This window comes from Roseovarius pacificus, from assembly GCF_900142665.1.
GTDB lineage: Bacteria > Pseudomonadota > Alphaproteobacteria > Rhodobacterales > Rhodobacteraceae > Roseovarius > Roseovarius pacificus.
Genome location: NZ_FRBR01000014.1, coordinates 17,768 through 36,053, shown reverse-complemented (window position 1 = coordinate 36,053; position 18,286 = coordinate 17,768). Strand labels below are relative to the sequence as shown.

Below are 18,286 nucleotides of genomic sequence, written 5' to 3'. Positions count from 1 at the left end.
GTAAGAGCGTTCAGAGGTCAGGTATATGTCGCATTCCGAAACCCTGTCAGCGCATCTTTCGCGCCTGATGAACCGCCTTGCCGCGCGCCGCGCGGCCTGGACGCGCCCGGCCACCGCTTTCGTGTCGCAACCCGAACCGCGCACCATCGGCAGCTTTGCCCGAGGGCGGCAGATATCATCGGGTAACTTCCTGTTTTCCGGCCATCTTTTGCAAAGCCCCGAGACCAATATGTGGGATCTGGAGGCGCCCGATTCCTCCTTCGCCGAGGACCTGCACGGCTTCGGCTGGCTCGACGATCTCGCCGCCGCGGGCGATCCCCCCGCCCGCACCTGCGCGCAGGATTGGGTCTGGACCTGGATCGACCGCTACGGCGGCGGCAAGGGGCCGGGCTGGACCCCCGACCTGACGGGCCGGCGGCTGATCCGCTGGATCAACCACGCGCTGTTTCTGCTCAACGGGCACGAGGGAAACGACTCGGCAGCCTTTTACAAGTCATTGGCACAACAGACAATTTTCCTTGGGCGCCGGTGGAAGGCGTCGCGCCCCGGCCTGCCCCGGTTCGAAGCGTTGACAGGGCTTATCTATGCCGGGCTGTCTCTTGAGGGAATGGAAAGCCATGTCGATCCGGCGGTGCGTGCGCTGGCCCGCGAATGCGAGTCCCAGATCGACGCGGCAGGCGGCATTCCCACCCGTAACCCCGAGGAATTGCTGGATGTTTTCACCCTGCTGACCTGGGCCTCGGTTGCATTGTCCGAGTCGGGCCTGACCCTCAGCAAGGCGCATTGGGCCGCGATCGAACGCATCGCCCCCACCCTGCGCACCCTGCGCCACTCCGACGGCGCACTGGCCCGGTTCCACGGCGGTGGGCGCGGGCTCGAGGGGCGGCTGGATCACGCGCTGGCCAACAGCGGGGTCAAGACCCGGCAACCCGATGGATTATCAATGGGTTACGCCCGTCTCAGCGCGGGCCGGACCAGCGTCATCATTGATGCCGCGCCCCCACCCGAGGGGCGCGCTTCGATCAACGCCCATGCCTCGACCTTGGCATTCGAACTGACCTCGGGCCGCCGCCCGCTTATCGTGAACTGCGGTTCAGGCGCGCAGTTCGGCGCGCAATGGCAACGCGCCGGCCGCGCCACGCCTTCGCATTCCACTCTGGTCGTCGCCCGTCAGTCCAGCTCCCGCCTCGGACGCGGACCGCAGCGGCAGAACTGGCTGACCGAAGCCCCCCGCAAGGTGCCGATCGCGGTCAGCCAGGCCCCCGATGGCCTCCGCTTCGAAGGCGCGCATGACGGATACCTGAAGACCCACGGCCTCACCCACACCCGCAGCATCGACCTGACCTTCGATGGCCGTGGCATCGCGGGCGAGGACATGCTGCTGACGCTGGCAGACGCCGACAAGCGCCGTTTTGACAAGGCGATGGACGCGGTCGGCCTGCAGGGCATTCCCTATGCGGTCCGGTTTCATCTGCACCCGGATGTGGACGCCAGCCTCGACATGGGGGGCGCGGCAGTGTCGATGGCGCTCAAAAGCGGAGAAATCTGGGTGTTCCGCACCGACGGGCGGGTCAAATTATCGCTTGAACCCAGTGTCTATCTGGAAAAAACACGCCTCAAACCGCGTGCGACCAAACAAATCGTTCTATCCGGCCGCATGATGGAGTATGCGACCCGCACAAGGTGGTCACTGGCCAAAGCGCAGGAAACGCCCATCGGCATCCGCGACCTGACGCAAGACGCGCTCGAGCCGGTCACCGAAGACGATTGAACAGAACACAAGCCAACCCGAGGATCTGCTGCCAATGACCGATCTCGCCCCCGTGCAACGCGCGCTTCTTTCCGTTTCCGACAAGACCGGACTGGTCGAACTGGGTCAGGCCCTGGCCGACCGGGGTGTCGAGCTTCTGTCGACAGGCGGCAGCGCCAGGGCGCTGCGCGACGCCGGGCTGACGGTCAGGGATGTTGCCGATGTCACCGGGTTCCCCGAAATGATGGATGGCCGCGTGAAAACCCTGCACCCGGCGGTGCATGGCGGCCTGTTGGGCCTGCGCGACAACGATCAGCACATGGCGGCAATGACGGCGCATGGAATCAAGCCCATCGACCTGCTGGTGGTGAACCTTTACCCGTTCGAGGAGACCGTCGCCAAGGGTGCCGACTATGACACCTGCATCGAGAATATCGACATCGGCGGCCCGGCGATGATCCGCGCGGCGGCCAAGAACCACGCCTTTGTCAACGTGGTGGTGGATGTCGAGGATTATCAACCGCTGCTGGACGAACTTGCCGCCAATGACGGGCAGACCACCTATGCCTTCCGCCAGCGTCTGGCGTTGACGGCCTATGCCCGCACCGGGGCCTATGATGCCGCCGTTTCATCCTGGATGGCAGGTGCCTTGGATGAACAGGCGCCGCGCCGCCGCGCCGTCGCCGGCAAGCTGGCGCAAACCCTGCGCTATGGTGAAAACCCGCATCAGAACGCGGCGTTCTACGTCGACGGCAGCAACCGCCCCGGCGTGGCCACCGCCACCCAGCATCAGGGCAAGGAACTGAGTTACAACAATATCAACGACACCGACGCCGCCTTTGAACTGGTCAGTGAATTCCTGCCCAAGGACGGCCCGGCCTGTGCCATCATCAAACACGCCAACCCTTGCGGCGTGGCCCGTGGTGCAACCCTGAAAGAGGCGTATTCGCGTGCGTTCGATTGCGACCGCACGTCGGCCTTTGGAGGGATCATTGCGCTGAACTCGACCCTCGATGCGGAAACCGCCGAGGAAATCTGCAACATCTTCACCGAGGTGGTGATCGCCCCCGGCGCACATCAGGACGCCAGGGACATTTTCGCCAAAAAGAAAAACCTGCGCCTGCTGACCACGCCGGGCCTCGCCAACCCTGCCGAATCCGGGCTGATGCTGCGCCAGGTTTCGGGCGGCTATCTGGTGCAGGACAAGGATAACGGGCGGCTGGACGCCTCGGACCTCAAGGTGGTGACGAAACGCGCCCCCACCGACCGGGAACTGGCCGATATGCTGTTTGCCTGGCGCGTGGCCAAGCACGTGAAGTCGAACGCCATCGTCTATGTCAAGGACGGGGCCACCGTGGGCGTCGGCGCGGGCCAGATGAGCCGCGTTGACAGTTGCCGGATCGCCGCCCGCAAGTCGCAGGACATGGCCGAGGCGCTTGGCCTCGACGCACCTCTGACGCAAGGCAGCGTCGTTGCGTCGGATGCGTTCTTTCCCTTTGCCGATGGCCTGCTGACCGCTGCCGAGGCGGGCGCGACGGCGGTCATTCAGCCGGGTGGGTCGATGCGTGACGACGAGGTGATCGCCGCCGCTGACGAGGCCGGGCTGGCCATGGTCATGACCGGCATGCGCCACTTCCGGCACTGAGGAACAGGCAATGCGTTTGGTATTCTGGGTAGGACTGTGCACGTTCCTGATAGATCAGGTGACCAAATACTGGGTCGTGCACGGGATGAACCTGGCGCAGATCGGGTCGATCGATCTGTTTCCGCCCTACCTGAACCTGCGCATGGCTTGGAATTACGGCATCAATTTCGGCCTGATGGCTCAGGACAGCCCGCTGACCCGTTGGGTGTTGATCGCGGTTGCCCTGGTGATTTCCGCCGCCGTTCTGTGGTGGGTGTATCGCGACCCTGCCGGTTTCTGGCAGAAAATTTCCGCTGGCCTGCTGGTTGGCGGCGCGCTTGGAAACGTGATCGACCGGCTGATTTACGGAGCGGTTGCGGACTTTCTGAATATGTCCTGTTGTGGGTTGAACAATCCTTATGCGTTCAACGTGGCCGATATCGCGGTTTTTGCAGGGGCATTGGGCATGGTGCTGTTCAGCCACGATGGTAAAAAGGCCTCGTGACCTCAGGCGCAGGATGCGTTACATCTGGTCGCGAAATTGCAGGAGACGGGCGATGGGTTTGCCGCGTATCACACTGATGATCCTTGTTCTCGGGCTTGCCGCGTGCAGCAGCCGGGATGACGACATCGTGCTCAAGCGGATCAAGGACAAGGGCAACGGGCCCAATGAGTTCACGATTCTGCCGACCAAACCGCTGCAAGCGCCCGAGGACTACGCCAGCCTGCCCGCTCCGGCACCGGGCACGGTGAATCTGGTTGACCCCCGGCCCAAGGAAGAAGGCATTGCGGCTCTTGGCGGAAATCCCGCCGTGATGCGGGGCACCGCGCCTGCCGCTTCGGACGGGGGCCTTGTACGGCACGCCAGCCGCTATGGCACACAGCCCGGCATCCGCCAGCAAACGCGCCGCGAAGACATCGAAACCCGCCGACGCCATGGCCGTGTCAACCTGATCCGGCTCGGCAATGCGGACGATTATACCGACGCCTATAAACGTCAGTGGCTGGAAGCCTCGCGCGAAGAACGCAGGATGCGTCAGCGCGGGATCGAGACGCCAAGCGCACCCCCGCCCGAGGACTGATACGGGGCGGGTGCTCACAACACTGTCATTGACCGTCATTGCGCTTGAAACGTGCTGACCGCACCGTATCTTACCCACAGCCATTCGCCGTCAAACGGAGTGTTTCATGCGCCGACTTATCGCAAGCGCCATGTTCTGTCTTGCCGCGGCCCTGCCCGCCGTCGCCAAGGAACAGGTTTCATCCTTTACACTGGATAACGGAATGGACGTGGTCGTGATTGAGGATCATCGCGCGCCTGTCGTCGTTCACATGGTCTGGTATCGCGCGGGCGCGGCAGACGAAAAACCCGGCGTCTCGGGTGTGGCGCATTTTCTGGAGCATTTGCTGTTCAAAGGCACCGAAACGATGGAGCCGGGCGAGTTCTCGGCCACGGTGGCGCGCAATGGCGGTAGCGACAATGCGTTCACCAGCTATGACTACACCGCCTATTTTCAGCGTGTCGCAGCGGACCGTCTGGATTTGATGATGCAGATGGAAAGCGACCGGATGGTCAATCTGCAACTGGGCGAAGACGACATCCTGACCGAACGCGATGTGATCATCGAAGAACGCAACCAGCGGGTCGAGAACAATCCCGGCGCGCTGTTTCGCGAACAAATGAGCGCGGCGCAGTATCTCAATCATCCCTACGGCATTCCGATCATAGGCTGGCAGCACGAGATGCGCGAATTGGGGCTGGAGGATGCGCTGGAGTATTATCAGACCTATTACGCGCCCAATAACGCCATCCTGATCGTTGCCGGCGATGTGACCCCGGACAATGTGCGCGACATGGCGCAAAAGCACTATGGCAAGTTGCCGGCGAATCCTGCTTTGCCCGAACGCGCGCGCCCGCAGGAACCGCGCCAGATGGCCGAGCGGCGGATGGTGTTCAGGGATGCACGCGTGGCGCAGCCCTATGTAACACGCTCGTATCTTGCCCCCGAACGTGACAGCGGATCACAAGAGAAGGCAGCGGCGTTGACCTTGCTGGCTGAAATCCTTGGGGGCGGATCGACATCGGTACTGGCCGAGGAATTGCAGTTCGAAACCCGTCAGGCGGTGAACACCGCCGCCTATTACGGGGACACATCGCTGGATGACTCGACCTTCGATCTGGTGGTCATGCCCGCGCCCGGCGTCACCCTGCAAGAAGCCGAGGACGCAATGGATGACGTGATTGCGGGTTTCCTGGAAACCGGCGTCGATCCCGAGCAACTGGACCGGATCAAGATGCAGATGCGCGCCTCGCAAATCTATGGGCAGGACGATGTCGGTCGGCTGGCCAATCGCTATGGCCGCGCCCTGACGCAGGGCCTGACCGTAGAGGATGTGCAAGCGTGGCCCGATATCCTGCAAGCGGTGACAGCCGAAGATATCATGGCCGCCGCGCGTGAGATTCTTGACCGAGACAAAGCCGTGACCGGCTGGCTGGCCGCACCGGAGGTGACCCAATGATGCGTTTCGTTCTGTCATTCGTAACCCTGCTTGCGGCTTTGCCCGCATGGGCCGAGGTCAATATCAAGGAAATGACCACCCCCGGCGGCATCAACGCCTGGCTGGTCGAGGAACATTCGATTCCCTTCGTCGCGCTTGAACTGCGGTTTCAGGGCGGCACGTCGCTGGACCCGGACGGCAAGGAAGGGCTGACAGGCCTGATGGTCGGCCTGCTGGAAGAGGGCGCAGGCGATATGGATGCGCGCAGCTTCGCCCGCGAGGCCGAAACGCTCGCCGCGTCGTTCAGTTACAACGCTTCGGACGATACGGTGGGGATTTCGGCCCGCTTCCTGAGCGAAAACCGGGACCAGGCCGTGGCGCTGCTACGGGAAAGCCTGATCAATCCGACCTTCGAGCAATCCGCAATCGACCGGGTGCGCCGACAGGTCAATTCGATCATTCGCTCGAACCAGAAAGACCCGCGAGACATCGCGGGCGACGCCTTTGCCAAACTGGTGTATGGCGATCATCCCTATGGCCGTCCCGAATTCGGCACACTGGAAAGCGTCGCGAACCTGACACGCGACGATATCGTCGCGGCCCACAAGGCCGCCCTGACCCGTGAGCGACTGTATGTCAGCGCGGTCGGCGACATCACCGAAGAAGAACTCGCAACGCTGCTGGACAAGCTGTTGCTCGACCTGCCCGAAGCTGGCCCTGACATGCCCGGCGCGGCAGACATCAACCTGCCCGGCGGGATCGAGATCGTCGATTACGACACCCCGCAGTCGGTTGTCATATTCGGCCAGCCGGGGATCGACCGGGACGATCCGGATTTCTTTGCCGCCTACCTGCTGAATCACATCCTCGGCGGCGGGTCGTTCGAAAGCCGCCTGATGAATGAAGTGCGCGAAAAGCGCGGGCTGACCTATGGCGTCTATTCCTATCTCGTGGACAAGGAAAACGCACAGCTTTGGCTGGGCTCCGTCGCATCCGCCAATAGCCGGGTTGCCGAAGCGATCAGCGTCATCCGCGCCGAGTGGGAACGCATACGCGACGAAGGGGTCACCGAAGAAGAGCTGGCCGATGCCAAGACCTATCTGACAGGGGCTTACCCGCTGCGGTTCGACGGAAACGCGCCGATTGCGAACATCGCCGTCAACATGCAGATGGAAGGGCTGGATACGGATTACATCGCCAATCGAAACGACATGGTGAACGCCGTGACGCTGGACGATGTGAACCGTGTCGCACGCGAATTTCTGGACCCGTCGAAACTGACCTTCGTCGTGGTCGGCAAACCCGAGGGGCTGACCAGTTCGATCAACTAGGGCGACCTGTCAGCGCAAACCGTCGCGCGCGATTGCAACAGCCAGATCACGCACCGCCTGACCACGCGCGGCGGCAATATCCGCCGCCGTGGCGTCGCCCTCGATCGGAACGGTCAGGTCAAACAGACGCGCCCGATCGCGGCCCGTTTCCGACGAAACGAAATACTGCCCGCTCAGTCGAAACGTGCCATCGGCATGGGCCAGCATATCCTCGATCCGCAATTCGACCTCTGCCTCGGGATATCCCGCAAACGGCCAGGGCTCCGACGCGATCTGCGCGCGGGTGATCTGCGACAGGTAGCGCGATAGTTCCAGTGTCACTGCCCGGCTGGGATCGTCGGCCCATAACAGGCCCGCAGTGCTGTTCAAAAGCCCTGCGTCATCGGCAACATAAATTTCCTCGGACGCCGCATAGCTGGGCAAGGATACCTCGCGCAAAGCAACCGAGCGATAGGCGATGCTCTGTGTCGCGCCGACGCCCGCCTTGGGGACTGCAATGCGTTGGTCGGGCGCGCCGCTGCAAGCGGACACGATGACAGCTGTCAACAGGAAAGGGGCAAAACCGATTTTGGGCATAGTACTCAACGTCCTGTCAGTAGGGAATTGGGATTGCGTTCAATGGCGCGGGCCAGGGATGCAACGGCCTTGGCGGCCTTTTGAACCTCGATGAGGGCAGCGCGCGCATCACGTCCGATGCCGTTGCTGGCCTCGTAGCCTTCCAGTGTAGCATTCGCGCGGGCCAGAACGCCCCTGGCTTGCGCGATCAGGTCGGGCAGTTCACGGCCTGCGTCGGCAACGGTATCCGCAGCCTCACTGGCCGAAGCCAGTGCCGAGGTGGCATTTTCAACAACACCGCCTTCGCGCAACTGTTCCAGTACCGCACCGAGTTCCGCCAGAGCACCGTTCAGCTTTTCCGGCAATTGCCTGGCGGCATCACTGGCCAACAGACTTTCGGTGGTTTGCAGAAGGTCGGTAAACTCTGCCGCCAGCGTGTCGATCTCGACCGTTTCGGCCTTCGCGGCGACCGCGTTCAGTCGTTCGACCAGATCAGGGATCCCGGCCACGGCACTGCTTACGCCTTCGGCGGCCTCGGAGGCGCTATCCACGGCGGCGGTCAGGCGCGTGACCGTATCCTGCTCGTTCAGGCGGGTGACGGTTGCCTGAAGCTCGGTGACCACCGCATTCAACCGCTCGGGCAGGGCCTGAATATCGTCGGAATTCACTATTCCGCGCGCATCGCCCAAGAGCCCGTTCAGGTTTTCCGGCACGGCTCGAATATCATCGCTTGTGATCAGATTATTGGCGTTTTCCATCAGCGTGATCGCCTGTTCCATAACCTCTTCGACCGGCAAGGCGTTGATCCGTTCAAACACGCCCTGCGCCGTGGCCGACACATCCGCGATATCGCTTTCGGTGGTCGGGATATACAGCACATCGGCCTCGCCACTTTCCAACCGGGCAGGTGGGGCGTCGGGCACATCAACCAGTTCAACCTTGAGCCCCCCTGTCAGGATCGAGGCCGTGGCCAGACGGGCGCGCAAACCGTCGCTGACGCGTTGGCGGATGAAATTCAGGGCGGTATCGGCCCCATCTTCACCCTCGAGGCCCAGAAGACTGGGACGTATGGACAGGGTCACCACCAAGCGTACCCGATTGTCGCCAAACACATCAGGATCGACCAGGCCGCTAAGCGCAGTCACCTCGCCGATCCGCAATCCGTTCAGTTCGACCGGCGCATCGACAGCCAGGCCGGAAACATTCTCATCAAACACTGCCGACAGAGTAACACGCTCGCCGTCATCGGCGGCAAAGATACTGGAGCGCGCGGTTCCCTCATCGGGGTGGACAACAAAACTGGTGCCACGCTCTACCGGGGTCCCGCCCGAGACCATGGTTTCAAACGTCACCCCTCCCGACACCAGCGATGCAACCGAGGAAAAATCCAGTACCGCACCACTCGGACCAAGCGAGAAGGAAAAACCGGACGTATCCCAGAACCGCGTCGCGGAACTGACCAGACGGTCATGCGGTTTGAAAATCAGAGCCTCGGCCTCGGCGGCGACACCGTCGGGGGATATTCGGGTTTTACCAAGACGTCCCACGGTGATGCCCCGATAAAGAATTGGTGCGTTCGGTGTCAGCGTCGTCTTGCCCGCAGCCCGAAGCGTCAGCCGCAGCCCATCCTCCCCCAGGCTTTCCAGCGGCGCGTCCGGCAAACCCTCGAACCGCGGCTGCATACCTTCTGGCTGATCGTCCCAAACACCTTCGATATAGACACCCGACAGCACTGTGTTCAGGCCTGAAACGCCCTGCGTGCTGACCTGCGGGCGCACCACCCAGAACTGGGCACTGGAATCGACATAGGGCGCGACATCCTTGTCCAGACGCGCAGACACCAAAACGCGCCCGAGCCCGTCGGTAAAGCCGACATCCTCGACCAGACCGACAACGACATCGCGGAACCGGACCTCGGTCGTGCCGGGTTTGACTCCCGACGCATTTTCGAAACTGATTTCGACCAACGGCCCGCGTTCCAGATAATTCTGGATCGCAATACCAAAAACCGTCAGCAACGCGATGATGGGCACGATCCACACGAACGTGAACCGTTGGAACAGGTTTTGGCCTGCCTCTTTCACCGGGGCTTCAGGAGGGGTTGGATCAACACTCGTCACGCGGAACTTTCCTTTCTGACATCGTCGGACGCTAAGCCATGGTCAGGCGCATCGCCGCGTCTCTGGGTGTCCCATATCAGCCGGCTGTCGAAACTCTGCGCCGACAGCATCGTGAAAATGACCGAAAGCGCGAAAAACAGGCTGGCCCGTCCGGGAGTGATCGAAGCCAGCGCCTGAAGTTGGACCAGCGCTGACAGAATCGCAACGACAAAGACGTCGATCATCGACCAGCGGCCGATATATTCGACCACCTCATAGAGAAAATGCCGCCGCTGCCCGGAAACCTGAGGACCGCGCCAAACACCAATGGCCAGCCCTGCAATCAAGACGAACTTTGCCACCGGAATCAGGACACTTGCCGCGAGGATAATAAGCGCCACGCCCCAATTGCCATGTTGCGCCAGTTCCACTGCACCGCCGACAATCGTATTGCTTTCGGTGCTGACCAGCGTACGGGTTTCCAGCATCGGATAGAGATTGGCCGGGACATAGCACATCAGCCCGACCAGCCACCACGCCCAGACCTTTTGCAATGACAGCCCGTCACGTGACTGCAAGGCGCTGCCGCAACGCGGACAATATTGCGTACCCATGGGCGAAACACGTGAGCAGCGGGTACAGCCCACGAGACCCATCTCGCGTGCGGTTTTCAATTCTCCAACGACTTCCATATCGAATACCTGCACATCAGATTGTCGGTGACCACCACGATCACGACGAGAACCGCAAACATCCAGGCCGCCGGGCCGAACACGACATGTGCCATATCCCCGATCTTGACCAGCGCCACCGCGCAGCCAAGCGCGAAAATCTCGGCCATCGACCACGGCAGCAATGCCTCGGACAGCCTGAAGGCCGGGCGTGCCCAACGGGCCGGTGGCCGGTCACGAATGATCGGCGCCAGCACATAGATCAACAGAACCAGCCGCAGCATCGGAATGATCACGATGAACATCAGGACGGCGACAGACAGGACCGACAGCGCCCCGGTAAAGGCAAAGGCCGTTTGCAGGATAGATGCACCATGATGCAAACCGCCCGCGTCTATTGCCAGAAACGGAAAGACCGAGGCCGCGACGATCAGGATCAGCACGGTCAGCGCCAGGGCAATCAGTTGCTTTCCCGCCTTGCGGCGTGGCGCGATCAGGACATGGTGACAACGCGCGCAATAAGCCCGCTCGTGTTGCTCGACCCGTGGGGCAGTATAGACCGCATCGCAACCGGGACAGGCAATCAGACGATCCAGATCAATCCCTGCATTCTGTGGGTCGCTATCTGACTGAGGTCGTGTCATGTGCCTCCGGACGTATTCTGCCGATCCAACCGGTGATCACGTGGCGCCCCGGTTGGAAGCCTGTAAAATCGCTCACCGCATCTCTGCAAAAAAGCGAAGAGCCTGAATCAAGGTGATTCCAGAATAGGTGATCCTTTTCTACCTTGCGACAGCTGTTTCAATTGGTTCTGTGGCAGAGCGGTAATTTGTCAAGGTTAGGGCGCACTCTCTGAATCTACATACCGCAGTTCCATCGTGGCGACGCCAGGCTGGCTTGCATCCGGGCATGCCGGCGCAGTATTCCTTAACGATGTCGAATGCGCGATTACATAACGCCGAATCTGGCCGGAACGTCATAGCCACAGGGATCTGACGGGTGTCTGTTTTCAGAACCCTGTTATCCTCGGTGCGCATTCGCCTTCTTGTGATTGCCCTTCTGCCGATGCTTGTACTGCTTCCGCTCTTGCTGGGTGGGTCGATGTTGCGGTGGGCCGGTAAGATCGACGAGATTCTGATTACCAAGGTGAACGGCGACCTGACGATTGCCGATCAATATTTGCAGAGGTTGCTTGAGAACTCGGGCGAGCGCCTTGCCGGGTTTGCAAACTCCGTCGCGTTGCGTGACGCGATGGAGGACAACAGCGCCCGAAACGCCCTGTTGGAAGAACAGCGCGAAAAGCTGGAGTTGGACTTTCTTTACATTACAAACGGCGAGGATAGCCCCGAAGGCTTTTCGCCCGCGAACTGGCCCGTGATCGCAACGGCGCTCGATGGGCGCTGGCGCAGTGCGGTCGATATCCTGCGTCCTGCCGAACTGGAGTTGCTTGCGCCCGGTCTGACCGAGAAAGCCGCGATCACATTGGTCGAAACGCGCGCAGCAGTACCGACAGATCGCACCGTTGAAGATCGCGGCATGATCATCCACTCCGCCGCGCCGATCCGTCTGTCTGATGGGCAGACCGGCGCATTGGTCGGAGGACGTTTACTGAACCGGAACCTCGATTTCATCGATACGATCAATGCCCTGGTCTATCGCGAACAAAGCTTGCCGGACGGCAGCCAGGGGACGGCAACACTGTTTCTCGACGACGTGCGGGTTTCGACCAATGTACGGCTTTTCGAAAACGTCCGTGCGCTCGGCACCCGCGTGTCTGCCGCGGTGCGCAAACGGGTTCTGGGCGACGGGCAGGTTTGGCTGGACCGTGCTTTCGTCGTCAACGACTGGTACATTTCGGCTTATGAGCCGATTGTAGACAGCCACGGCGCACGGGTGGGAATGCTCTATGTCGGGTTTCTCGAGGCGCCATTCCGGGCAGCGAAGGTCAATTCCGTTCTGACCATCACCTTGCTGTTTCTGCTGATCACCATCCTTTCGGTTCCTCTCTTCCTGCGATGGGCAGGCCATATTTTCCGGCCGCTCGAAAAGATGACGCAAACCATTGCCAAGGTCGAGGCCGGCGATATGAACGCGCGAAACCTGCCCGCCGGAGACAGCGGCGAGATCGCGCAGGTCGCCAGCCATCTCGACACGCTTCTGGACCGAATCCAGGAACGGGATCGTCAGCTTCGGGAATGGGCGGAAAGCCTTGAACAAAAGGTTGACGAGCGCACCCACGACCTGAGCGAAGCCAACCGCAAACTGGAAGAAACGACCGAACAACTGATCATGTCCGAAAAGCTGGCCGCCGTGGGCGAGATCACGGCCAGCGTCGCACATGAGATCAACAACCCCATTGCGGTGATTCAGGGCAATCTGGAAGTTGCCCGAGGACTGCTGAATGAAGAGGCCGACAAGGTTTCAACCGAGTTCCGGCTGATTGACGATCAGGTCTACAGGATCAGCGCCATCGTTTCGAAGCTGCTGCAATTCGCCAAACCCGAGGAGTTCTCGGGGGCGACCAACGTCATTTCACCCGCCGATGTGGTCAGGGATTGTCTGGTGCTGACCCGCCACCAGATCGAGGCGGCAGGGGTATCCATCGTCACGCATCTGGACAGCGATCTACAGGTACGCATATCGCGGACAGAATTGCAGCAGGTTCTGGTCAATCTCATTCTGAACGGGATTCAGGCGATGCCGCAGGGTGGAACGCTGACCATCCGCGTCCGCGATGCGCAAGGCAACGTGGCGATAGATGTGCAGGACACAGGCCACGGTATTCCTGCCGATGTCCTGAAACGTATCTTCGATCCCTTCTACACGACGAAACAGGCCGAAGGCACCGGGCTGGGTCTGTCGATCAGCCAGAAACTGGTTACCCGCGCCGGCGGCACGCTTGGCGTGCAATCCAAACCCGGCGCGGGCAGTGTTTTTCTGATCACCCTGCCTGCTGTGGCATCCGAATAGCTTGTTCAGAAGTCCAGATTTTCCACGTTCAAGGCATTTTGCTGAATGAACTCGCGGCGCGGTTCGACCACGTCACCCATCAGTTTGGTGAACAGATCGTCGGCCTCGGCCACATCGTCGATCTTGACCTGCAACAGCGTACGCGCCTCGGGGTCCAGCGTGGTTTCCCACAACTGACCGGGATTCATTTCGCCCAAGCCCTTGTAACGCTGCAATTGCAGGCCCTTCTCGCCTTCTTTCAGGATGGCATCCAGCAGATCCAGCGGGCCATAGATATTCTGCACCCTGTCTTTGCGCACCAATGTCGCGGGATGCGTATAGATATCGCGCAACCCCTGAGTCAGCTGCCCCAGGCGGCGCGCTTCGCCCCCGCGCAAGACGGGGCCGTCCAATGTGCGCATTTCCTCGACCCCGCGCACGATGCGGGTCAGGCGGATGCCGTAATCCTGTGTCGGGCGGCCTTGCCAGCCGCGTTCGTATTCCAGTGCGATCAGGTCCAGCCGTTCGGCGACAGTATCGGCCACGCCTTGCAGATCGGAATCGACACGCCCCGGCAGGAACGCCTCGGCAATTGCGGCCTGTTCCAGAATGTGGCGCGGGTAATGCGTGGGGAAGGCTTCGAGGATACGTTTGGTTTGGCGGGCCTCTTCGACCACGCGGACCAGATCCTGCCCTATGATCTCTTCGCCCGAACCAAGGCGCAAAACCGCATCATCGGTACCTTGCTGGATCAGGTAATCTTCGAGCGCCGGTTCATCTTTCAGATACACTTCCGACTTGCCGCGCGACACTTTGTAGAGCGGCGGTTGCGCGATGTAGAGATAACCGTTTTCGATCAGCTCGGGCATCTGACGATAGAAGAACGTCAACAACAGCGTCCGAATATGCGCACCGTCCACGTCGGCATCGGTCATGATGACGATCTTGTGGTAGCGCAGTTTCGACAGATCGAACTCGTCCCGCCCGATTCCGGTGCCAAGCGCCATCACCAGGTTGCCGATTTCCTGGCTGCCGAGCATCCGGTCAAAGCGCGCCCGCTCGACGTTCAGGATTTTACCGCGCAGCGGCAGAACGGCCTGCGTTCCCCGGTCCCGGCCTGTTTGAGCGGAGCCCCCGGCGCTGTCACCCTCGACAAGGAAAAGTTCCGTCTTGGAGGGGTCTTTTTCGGAACAATCCTTGAGCTTGCCAGCCAGGTAATTGACATCCATCGCGGTTTTACGGCGAGTCAGTTCGCGGGCTTTTCGCGCTGCTTCACGGGCAAGGGCGGCCTCGATGATCTTGCCGACGATCTGCCTGGCTTCGTTCGGGTTTTCCTCGAACCACTCCGACAGTTTCTCGTTGACCAGACCCTCGACTGCCGGGCGCACCTCGGAGCTGACCAGCTTGTCCTTGGTCTGGCTGGAAAACTTGGGATCGGGCACCTTGACCGACAACACACAGGTCAGACCCTCGCGCGCGTCGTCGCCGGTAAAGTTCACCTTTTCCTTTTTCGCGATTCCGCTTTCCTGTGCGTATTTCTGAATGGTGCGGGTCAACGCGCCACGGAAACCGGCCATGTGCGTACCGCCGTCACGCTGCGGGATATTGTTGGTAAACGGCAGAACGGTTTCGTGATAGCTGTCGTTCCACCACATCGCCACTTCGACACCGATATCGTCCCGCTCGCCGGTAATGAAAATCGGGTCTTCGATCATCGCCGTTTTGTGACGGTCGAGATACTTCACGAATTCCTTCACGCCACCGTCATAGTGCAAATCGGCCTCAAGCACCTCTTCGGGGCGTTCGTCGCGCAGGATGATGCGCACGCCGGAGTTCAGAAAGGCCAGTTCGCGCAGGCGCTTTTCCAACGTCTCGAAACTGTAGTCGAGGTTCGAGAACGTATCGGTCGAGGCCATGAAACGCACCTCGGTCCCTTTGCGGCCATCGGCGGGACCGACCTCGCGCAGGTGTTCGGCGGTCTCACCACGTTCGAACCGGGCGTAGTGTTCCTTGCCATTGCGCCAGATGCGCAGTTCCAGCCAATCGGACAGCGCATTGACCACCGAAACACCGACGCCATGCAGCCCGCCCGAGACCTTGTAGGAGTTCTGGTCGAACTTCCCGCCGGCGTGCAATTGGGTCATGATGACCTCGGCGGCGGAAACGCCTTCTTCTTCGTGGATTTCGACCGGAATACCGCGGCCGTTGTCGCTGACTGAAATGCTGGAATCGGCATGAATCGTGACGTTCACCGCGTCGGCGTGACCGGCCAGAGCCTCGTCGATGCCGTTGTCGACGACCTCGTAAACCATGTGGTGCAGGCCCGAGCCGTCGTCGGTGTCGCCGATATACATGCCCGGACGTTTGCGGACTGCCTCTAACCCTTTGAGAACTTTGATGGAATCCGCGCCATAATCATCGGGCGACGGTGCTGCTTCGGCCATTCTTTTGTCCCTTCGCACTTTTGTCATTTTATACGATTTTCTGGGGGGGATGTCACGCGTTTACCCCAATATTTAGTGGTGCCGGACCCCCAGATCGGCTGGTCCGCGCAGATCGCCCAAAAGGGCCGGAAACCGCATCGGTAAAACGTCGGTATCGTGTCGGTATTTCGTCGGTGCGAAACCTCAGGTCAGGGCGATGACGACACCCACGACAATCAACAGCCAGCCCGAGATCACATTGGTGCGCCGGATCGCATTGGGCGAGCTCATGACCCGCCGAATGCGATCGACGAACAGGGCCAATGACAGGTTCCCGATCAGCGGAATCAGAAACGACAGGAACACGATCGCGGCAATGTCCGGGGGCGTAATGCGCGACAGGTCGAAGAACCCCGGCAGGACGCCCATGTAGAACAGGATCGCCTTGGGGTTGCCAAGGATCGCCGCCAGCCCCGCCATGAACCCCGCCCATGTTCCCGGCCGGGTCAGGCGGCTATCGGCAGCAATCGAGCGGTCGGCATTGCGGATCAGCAAGATGCCCATGCCGACGAACATCAGGATCGCCACGATCTGCAACGCCAGCATGAAGCCGGAAAACACCGAAACGATCCAGGTGACGCCGAGGATGGCGAGGAACGGCCAGAGCACATCGCCCACGACCACACCAAGCGCCAGTGGCCACGCGGCATTAAACCCGCCGGACATGGAGCGCGCCAGCATGGCCAGCCACACCGGGCCGGGTGTCAGGAACAACACGAGCAAAGCGCCCGCATAAAGCGCGAGATCGGAAAGAGAGAGAGTCATTCGCCCTCCGGCAGGGTCAAAGAGCCATCATCGGCCAGAGGCCAGAAGGGGTTCATCGCCACCTCCCAGACATGACCATCGGGATCGGCGTAATAGCCGGAATATCCACCCCAGAACACTTTTTCCGGACGCTTGAGTGCCGTGGCGCCTGCCGACATCGCAAGTTCGAAGGCGGTGTCGACTTCGGCCTCGGTGCTGAAGTTCTGCGCGAGTGTCATTGCACCCGTGCCGAGGGTGGCATCAGGGCGGCCCTGATCGGCGGCAAGGGCCTGAAGCCCGAACACCCCCAGCACCAAACCGTTCATCTGATAGAAGCTGATGCCATCCGCTTCCTCTGCCGGGGACCAGCCAAGGGCGGCATAAAACGCCCGTGCACGCGGCAGGTCGTGCACGCCAAGCGTGATGAGGGTCACACGTTGCGGTGTCATTGCAGGGGCCTTTCGCTGATCTGGCTGATGCCGTCGGTTTCCGTCACCTCGACACTTTGCGCGCGATCACCCAGTTCGGCAAACAATTCCGGGCCTGTGCCCGTCATCCATGCCTGCGCGCCAAGGGCGCATATTTCGTCGTACAGCGCGGCACGGCGACCGGCGTCCAGATGGGCCGCGACCTCATCCAGCAGCAGGAGCGGCGGCGCGCCGAAATCGCGGGCCAGTGCGCGGGCATTGGCGAGGATCAGCGACACCAGAAGTGCCTTCTGCTCGCCCGTCGAACAATCCCGCGCGGGCACGCCCTTGGCGGCATAGACACCGTACAAATCTGCGCGATGCGGGCCAACCAGGGTGCGCCCGGCGGCCAGATCGCGAAACCTGCTTTCGGCGAGGGCATCGGCCAGATCGGCGGGGGTGTCGGGCATGTCGCCCTCGGTCGTGGTCAGTTCGAGGTCGGCGGCGGGAAAGGCGGTTTCGGCCTTGTCCTGCGCTGCACGCAACTGATCGAGCGCATAGAGGCGATTGGCGTGGATCGCTGCTCCGCTTTCGGCCATCTGCCGTTCGAGCGCGATATACCAATGGGCATCGCGCACCTGATCCTTGAGCAACCGGTTGCGTTCGCGCATCGCCTTTTCATAGGTCAGCGTGGCCTCGGCATGGTCGGGCCGGAAACTGAGCGTCATGCGATCCAGAAACCGGCGGCGGCCTTCGGTGCCTTCGATCCACAGCCTGTCCATCGAAGGGATCAGCCACAGAACCCGCGCGATCCGGCCTAGCGCGGTTTGCGAAGCGGTCTTGCCGTCGATCCGAACCTGCCGCGCGGCACCTTCTTCGGACCATGTTTCGACCTCGTGCACCTGATGCAGGGATTGCAGGAGACCGGTAACTTTCCACCCCAAGGCCTCGGGGCGGCGGGCCATGTCCTGCGCCGCCGCACGCCGCAGCCCGCGACCGGGTGAAAACAGCGACACCGCTTCGAGTATATTGGTCTTGCCCGCACCGTTCGGACCAAAGATGGCCACGGGCCGCGCATCGAACGTCAGCCGCGCGCCCTTGTGGGAGCGGAAATGCGACAGGGTGAGGTGGGAGAGATAGAGATCACCCATGGGCTAAGTCCGTTTTCGTGCCA

Annotated in this window: 15 protein-coding genes; 7 read left to right on the top strand and 8 right to left on the bottom strand. The window is 61.2% G+C overall.

All coding sequences use genetic code 11. The annotated features are described in order from the left end of the window. Positions 1-25 precede the first annotated feature (25 nt). From BUB53_RS17940 to BUB53_RS17915, 6 genes are all read left to right on the top strand, one after another. On the top strand, positions 26-1,771 hold the full coding sequence (locus BUB53_RS17940; RefSeq protein WP_073036683.1) for a heparinase II/III family protein: 1,746 nt from the start codon (positions 26-28) through the stop codon (positions 1,769-1,771). A 34-nt stretch (positions 1,772-1,805) separates the two neighbouring features. After that, positions 1,806-3,395 (top strand): bifunctional phosphoribosylaminoimidazolecarboxamide formyltransferase/IMP cyclohydrolase, encoded by a 1,590-nt coding sequence (gene purH / locus BUB53_RS17935; RefSeq protein ID WP_073036681.1) that lies wholly within the window; start codon positions 1,806-1,808, stop codon positions 3,393-3,395. Between the two features lie 10 nt (positions 3,396-3,405). Continuing rightward, on the top strand, positions 3,406-3,879 hold the full coding sequence (gene lspA, locus BUB53_RS17930) for a signal peptidase II (protein WP_073036679.1): 474 nt from the start codon (positions 3,406-3,408) through the stop codon (positions 3,877-3,879). A 52-nt stretch (positions 3,880-3,931) separates the two neighbouring features. After that, positions 3,932-4,456, top strand: coding sequence for a DUF3035 domain-containing protein (locus BUB53_RS17925; protein WP_073036677.1), 525 nt, complete (start codon positions 3,932-3,934; stop codon positions 4,454-4,456). A 106-nt stretch (positions 4,457-4,562) separates the two neighbouring features. Continuing rightward, a complete protein-coding gene (locus BUB53_RS17920) occupies positions 4,563-5,894 on the top strand; it encodes a M16 family metallopeptidase (protein ID WP_073036675.1) in 1,332 nt (443 codons plus the stop codon). Beyond that, on the top strand, positions 5,891-7,204 hold the full coding sequence (locus tag BUB53_RS17915; protein ID WP_073036673.1) for a M16 family metallopeptidase: 1,314 nt from the start codon (positions 5,891-5,893) through the stop codon (positions 7,202-7,204). The genes BUB53_RS17920 and BUB53_RS17915 overlap by 4 nt, the downstream gene beginning before the upstream one ends. 9 nt (positions 7,205-7,213) lie before the next feature. Here BUB53_RS17915 and BUB53_RS17910 read toward each other — a convergent pair whose 3' ends face one another. From BUB53_RS17910 to BUB53_RS17895, 4 genes are read right to left on the bottom strand one after another with little or no spacing between them, the layout of a single operon-like run. Further along, a complete protein-coding gene (locus tag BUB53_RS17910; protein WP_073036660.1) occupies positions 7,214-7,780 on the bottom strand; it encodes a PqiC family protein in 567 nt (188 codons plus the stop codon). Positions 7,781-7,785: 5 nt separating this feature from the next. Next, positions 7,786-9,879: a PqiB family protein gene (locus BUB53_RS17905; protein WP_073036659.1), complete on the bottom strand. Its 2,094-nt coding sequence runs from the start codon at positions 9,877-9,879 to the stop codon at positions 7,786-7,788. Continuing rightward, positions 9,876-10,514, bottom strand: a complete 639-nt coding sequence (locus BUB53_RS17900) for a paraquat-inducible protein A (RefSeq protein WP_073036657.1) — start codon at positions 10,512-10,514, stop codon at positions 9,876-9,878. The genes BUB53_RS17905 and BUB53_RS17900 overlap by 4 nt, the downstream gene beginning before the upstream one ends. A gap of 14 nt (positions 10,515-10,528) precedes the next feature. Next, complete coding sequence (locus BUB53_RS17895) at positions 10,529-11,173, bottom strand: paraquat-inducible protein A (protein ID WP_073036644.1); 645 nt, start codon at positions 11,171-11,173, stop codon at positions 10,529-10,531. A 421-nt stretch (positions 11,174-11,594) separates the two neighbouring features. Between BUB53_RS17895 and BUB53_RS17890 the strand changes: the two genes are divergently transcribed. After that, entirely contained in the window at positions 11,595-13,499 is a 1,905-nt protein-coding gene (locus BUB53_RS17890; RefSeq protein ID WP_084729311.1) for an ATP-binding protein, read from the top strand. Positions 13,500-13,504: 5 nt separating this feature from the next. On the opposite strand, the gene gyrB is transcribed toward BUB53_RS17890, so the two are convergent. The 4 genes from gyrB to recF form a co-directional block, all read right to left on the bottom strand. Beyond that, positions 13,505-15,922 (bottom strand): DNA topoisomerase (ATP-hydrolyzing) subunit B, encoded by a 2,418-nt coding sequence (gene gyrB, locus BUB53_RS17885; RefSeq protein ID WP_073036640.1) that lies wholly within the window; start codon positions 15,920-15,922, stop codon positions 13,505-13,507. A gap of 183 nt (positions 15,923-16,105) precedes the next feature. Next, positions 16,106-16,726 (bottom strand): LysE family translocator, encoded by a 621-nt coding sequence (locus BUB53_RS17880; RefSeq protein WP_073036638.1) that lies wholly within the window; start codon positions 16,724-16,726, stop codon positions 16,106-16,108. Further along, positions 16,723-17,154 carry a VOC family protein gene (locus BUB53_RS17875; RefSeq protein ID WP_073036636.1) on the bottom strand — a complete coding sequence of 144 codons (432 nt, stop codon included), beginning with the start codon at positions 17,152-17,154 and terminating at the stop codon, positions 16,723-16,725. The genes BUB53_RS17880 and BUB53_RS17875 overlap by 4 nt, the downstream gene beginning before the upstream one ends. Beyond that, positions 17,151-18,263 (bottom strand): DNA replication/repair protein RecF, encoded by a 1,113-nt coding sequence (gene recF, locus BUB53_RS17870; protein WP_073036634.1) that lies wholly within the window; start codon positions 18,261-18,263, stop codon positions 17,151-17,153. Before recF ends, BUB53_RS17875 begins: the two co-directional genes overlap by 4 nt. Between the last annotated feature and the right edge of the window lie 23 nt (positions 18,264-18,286).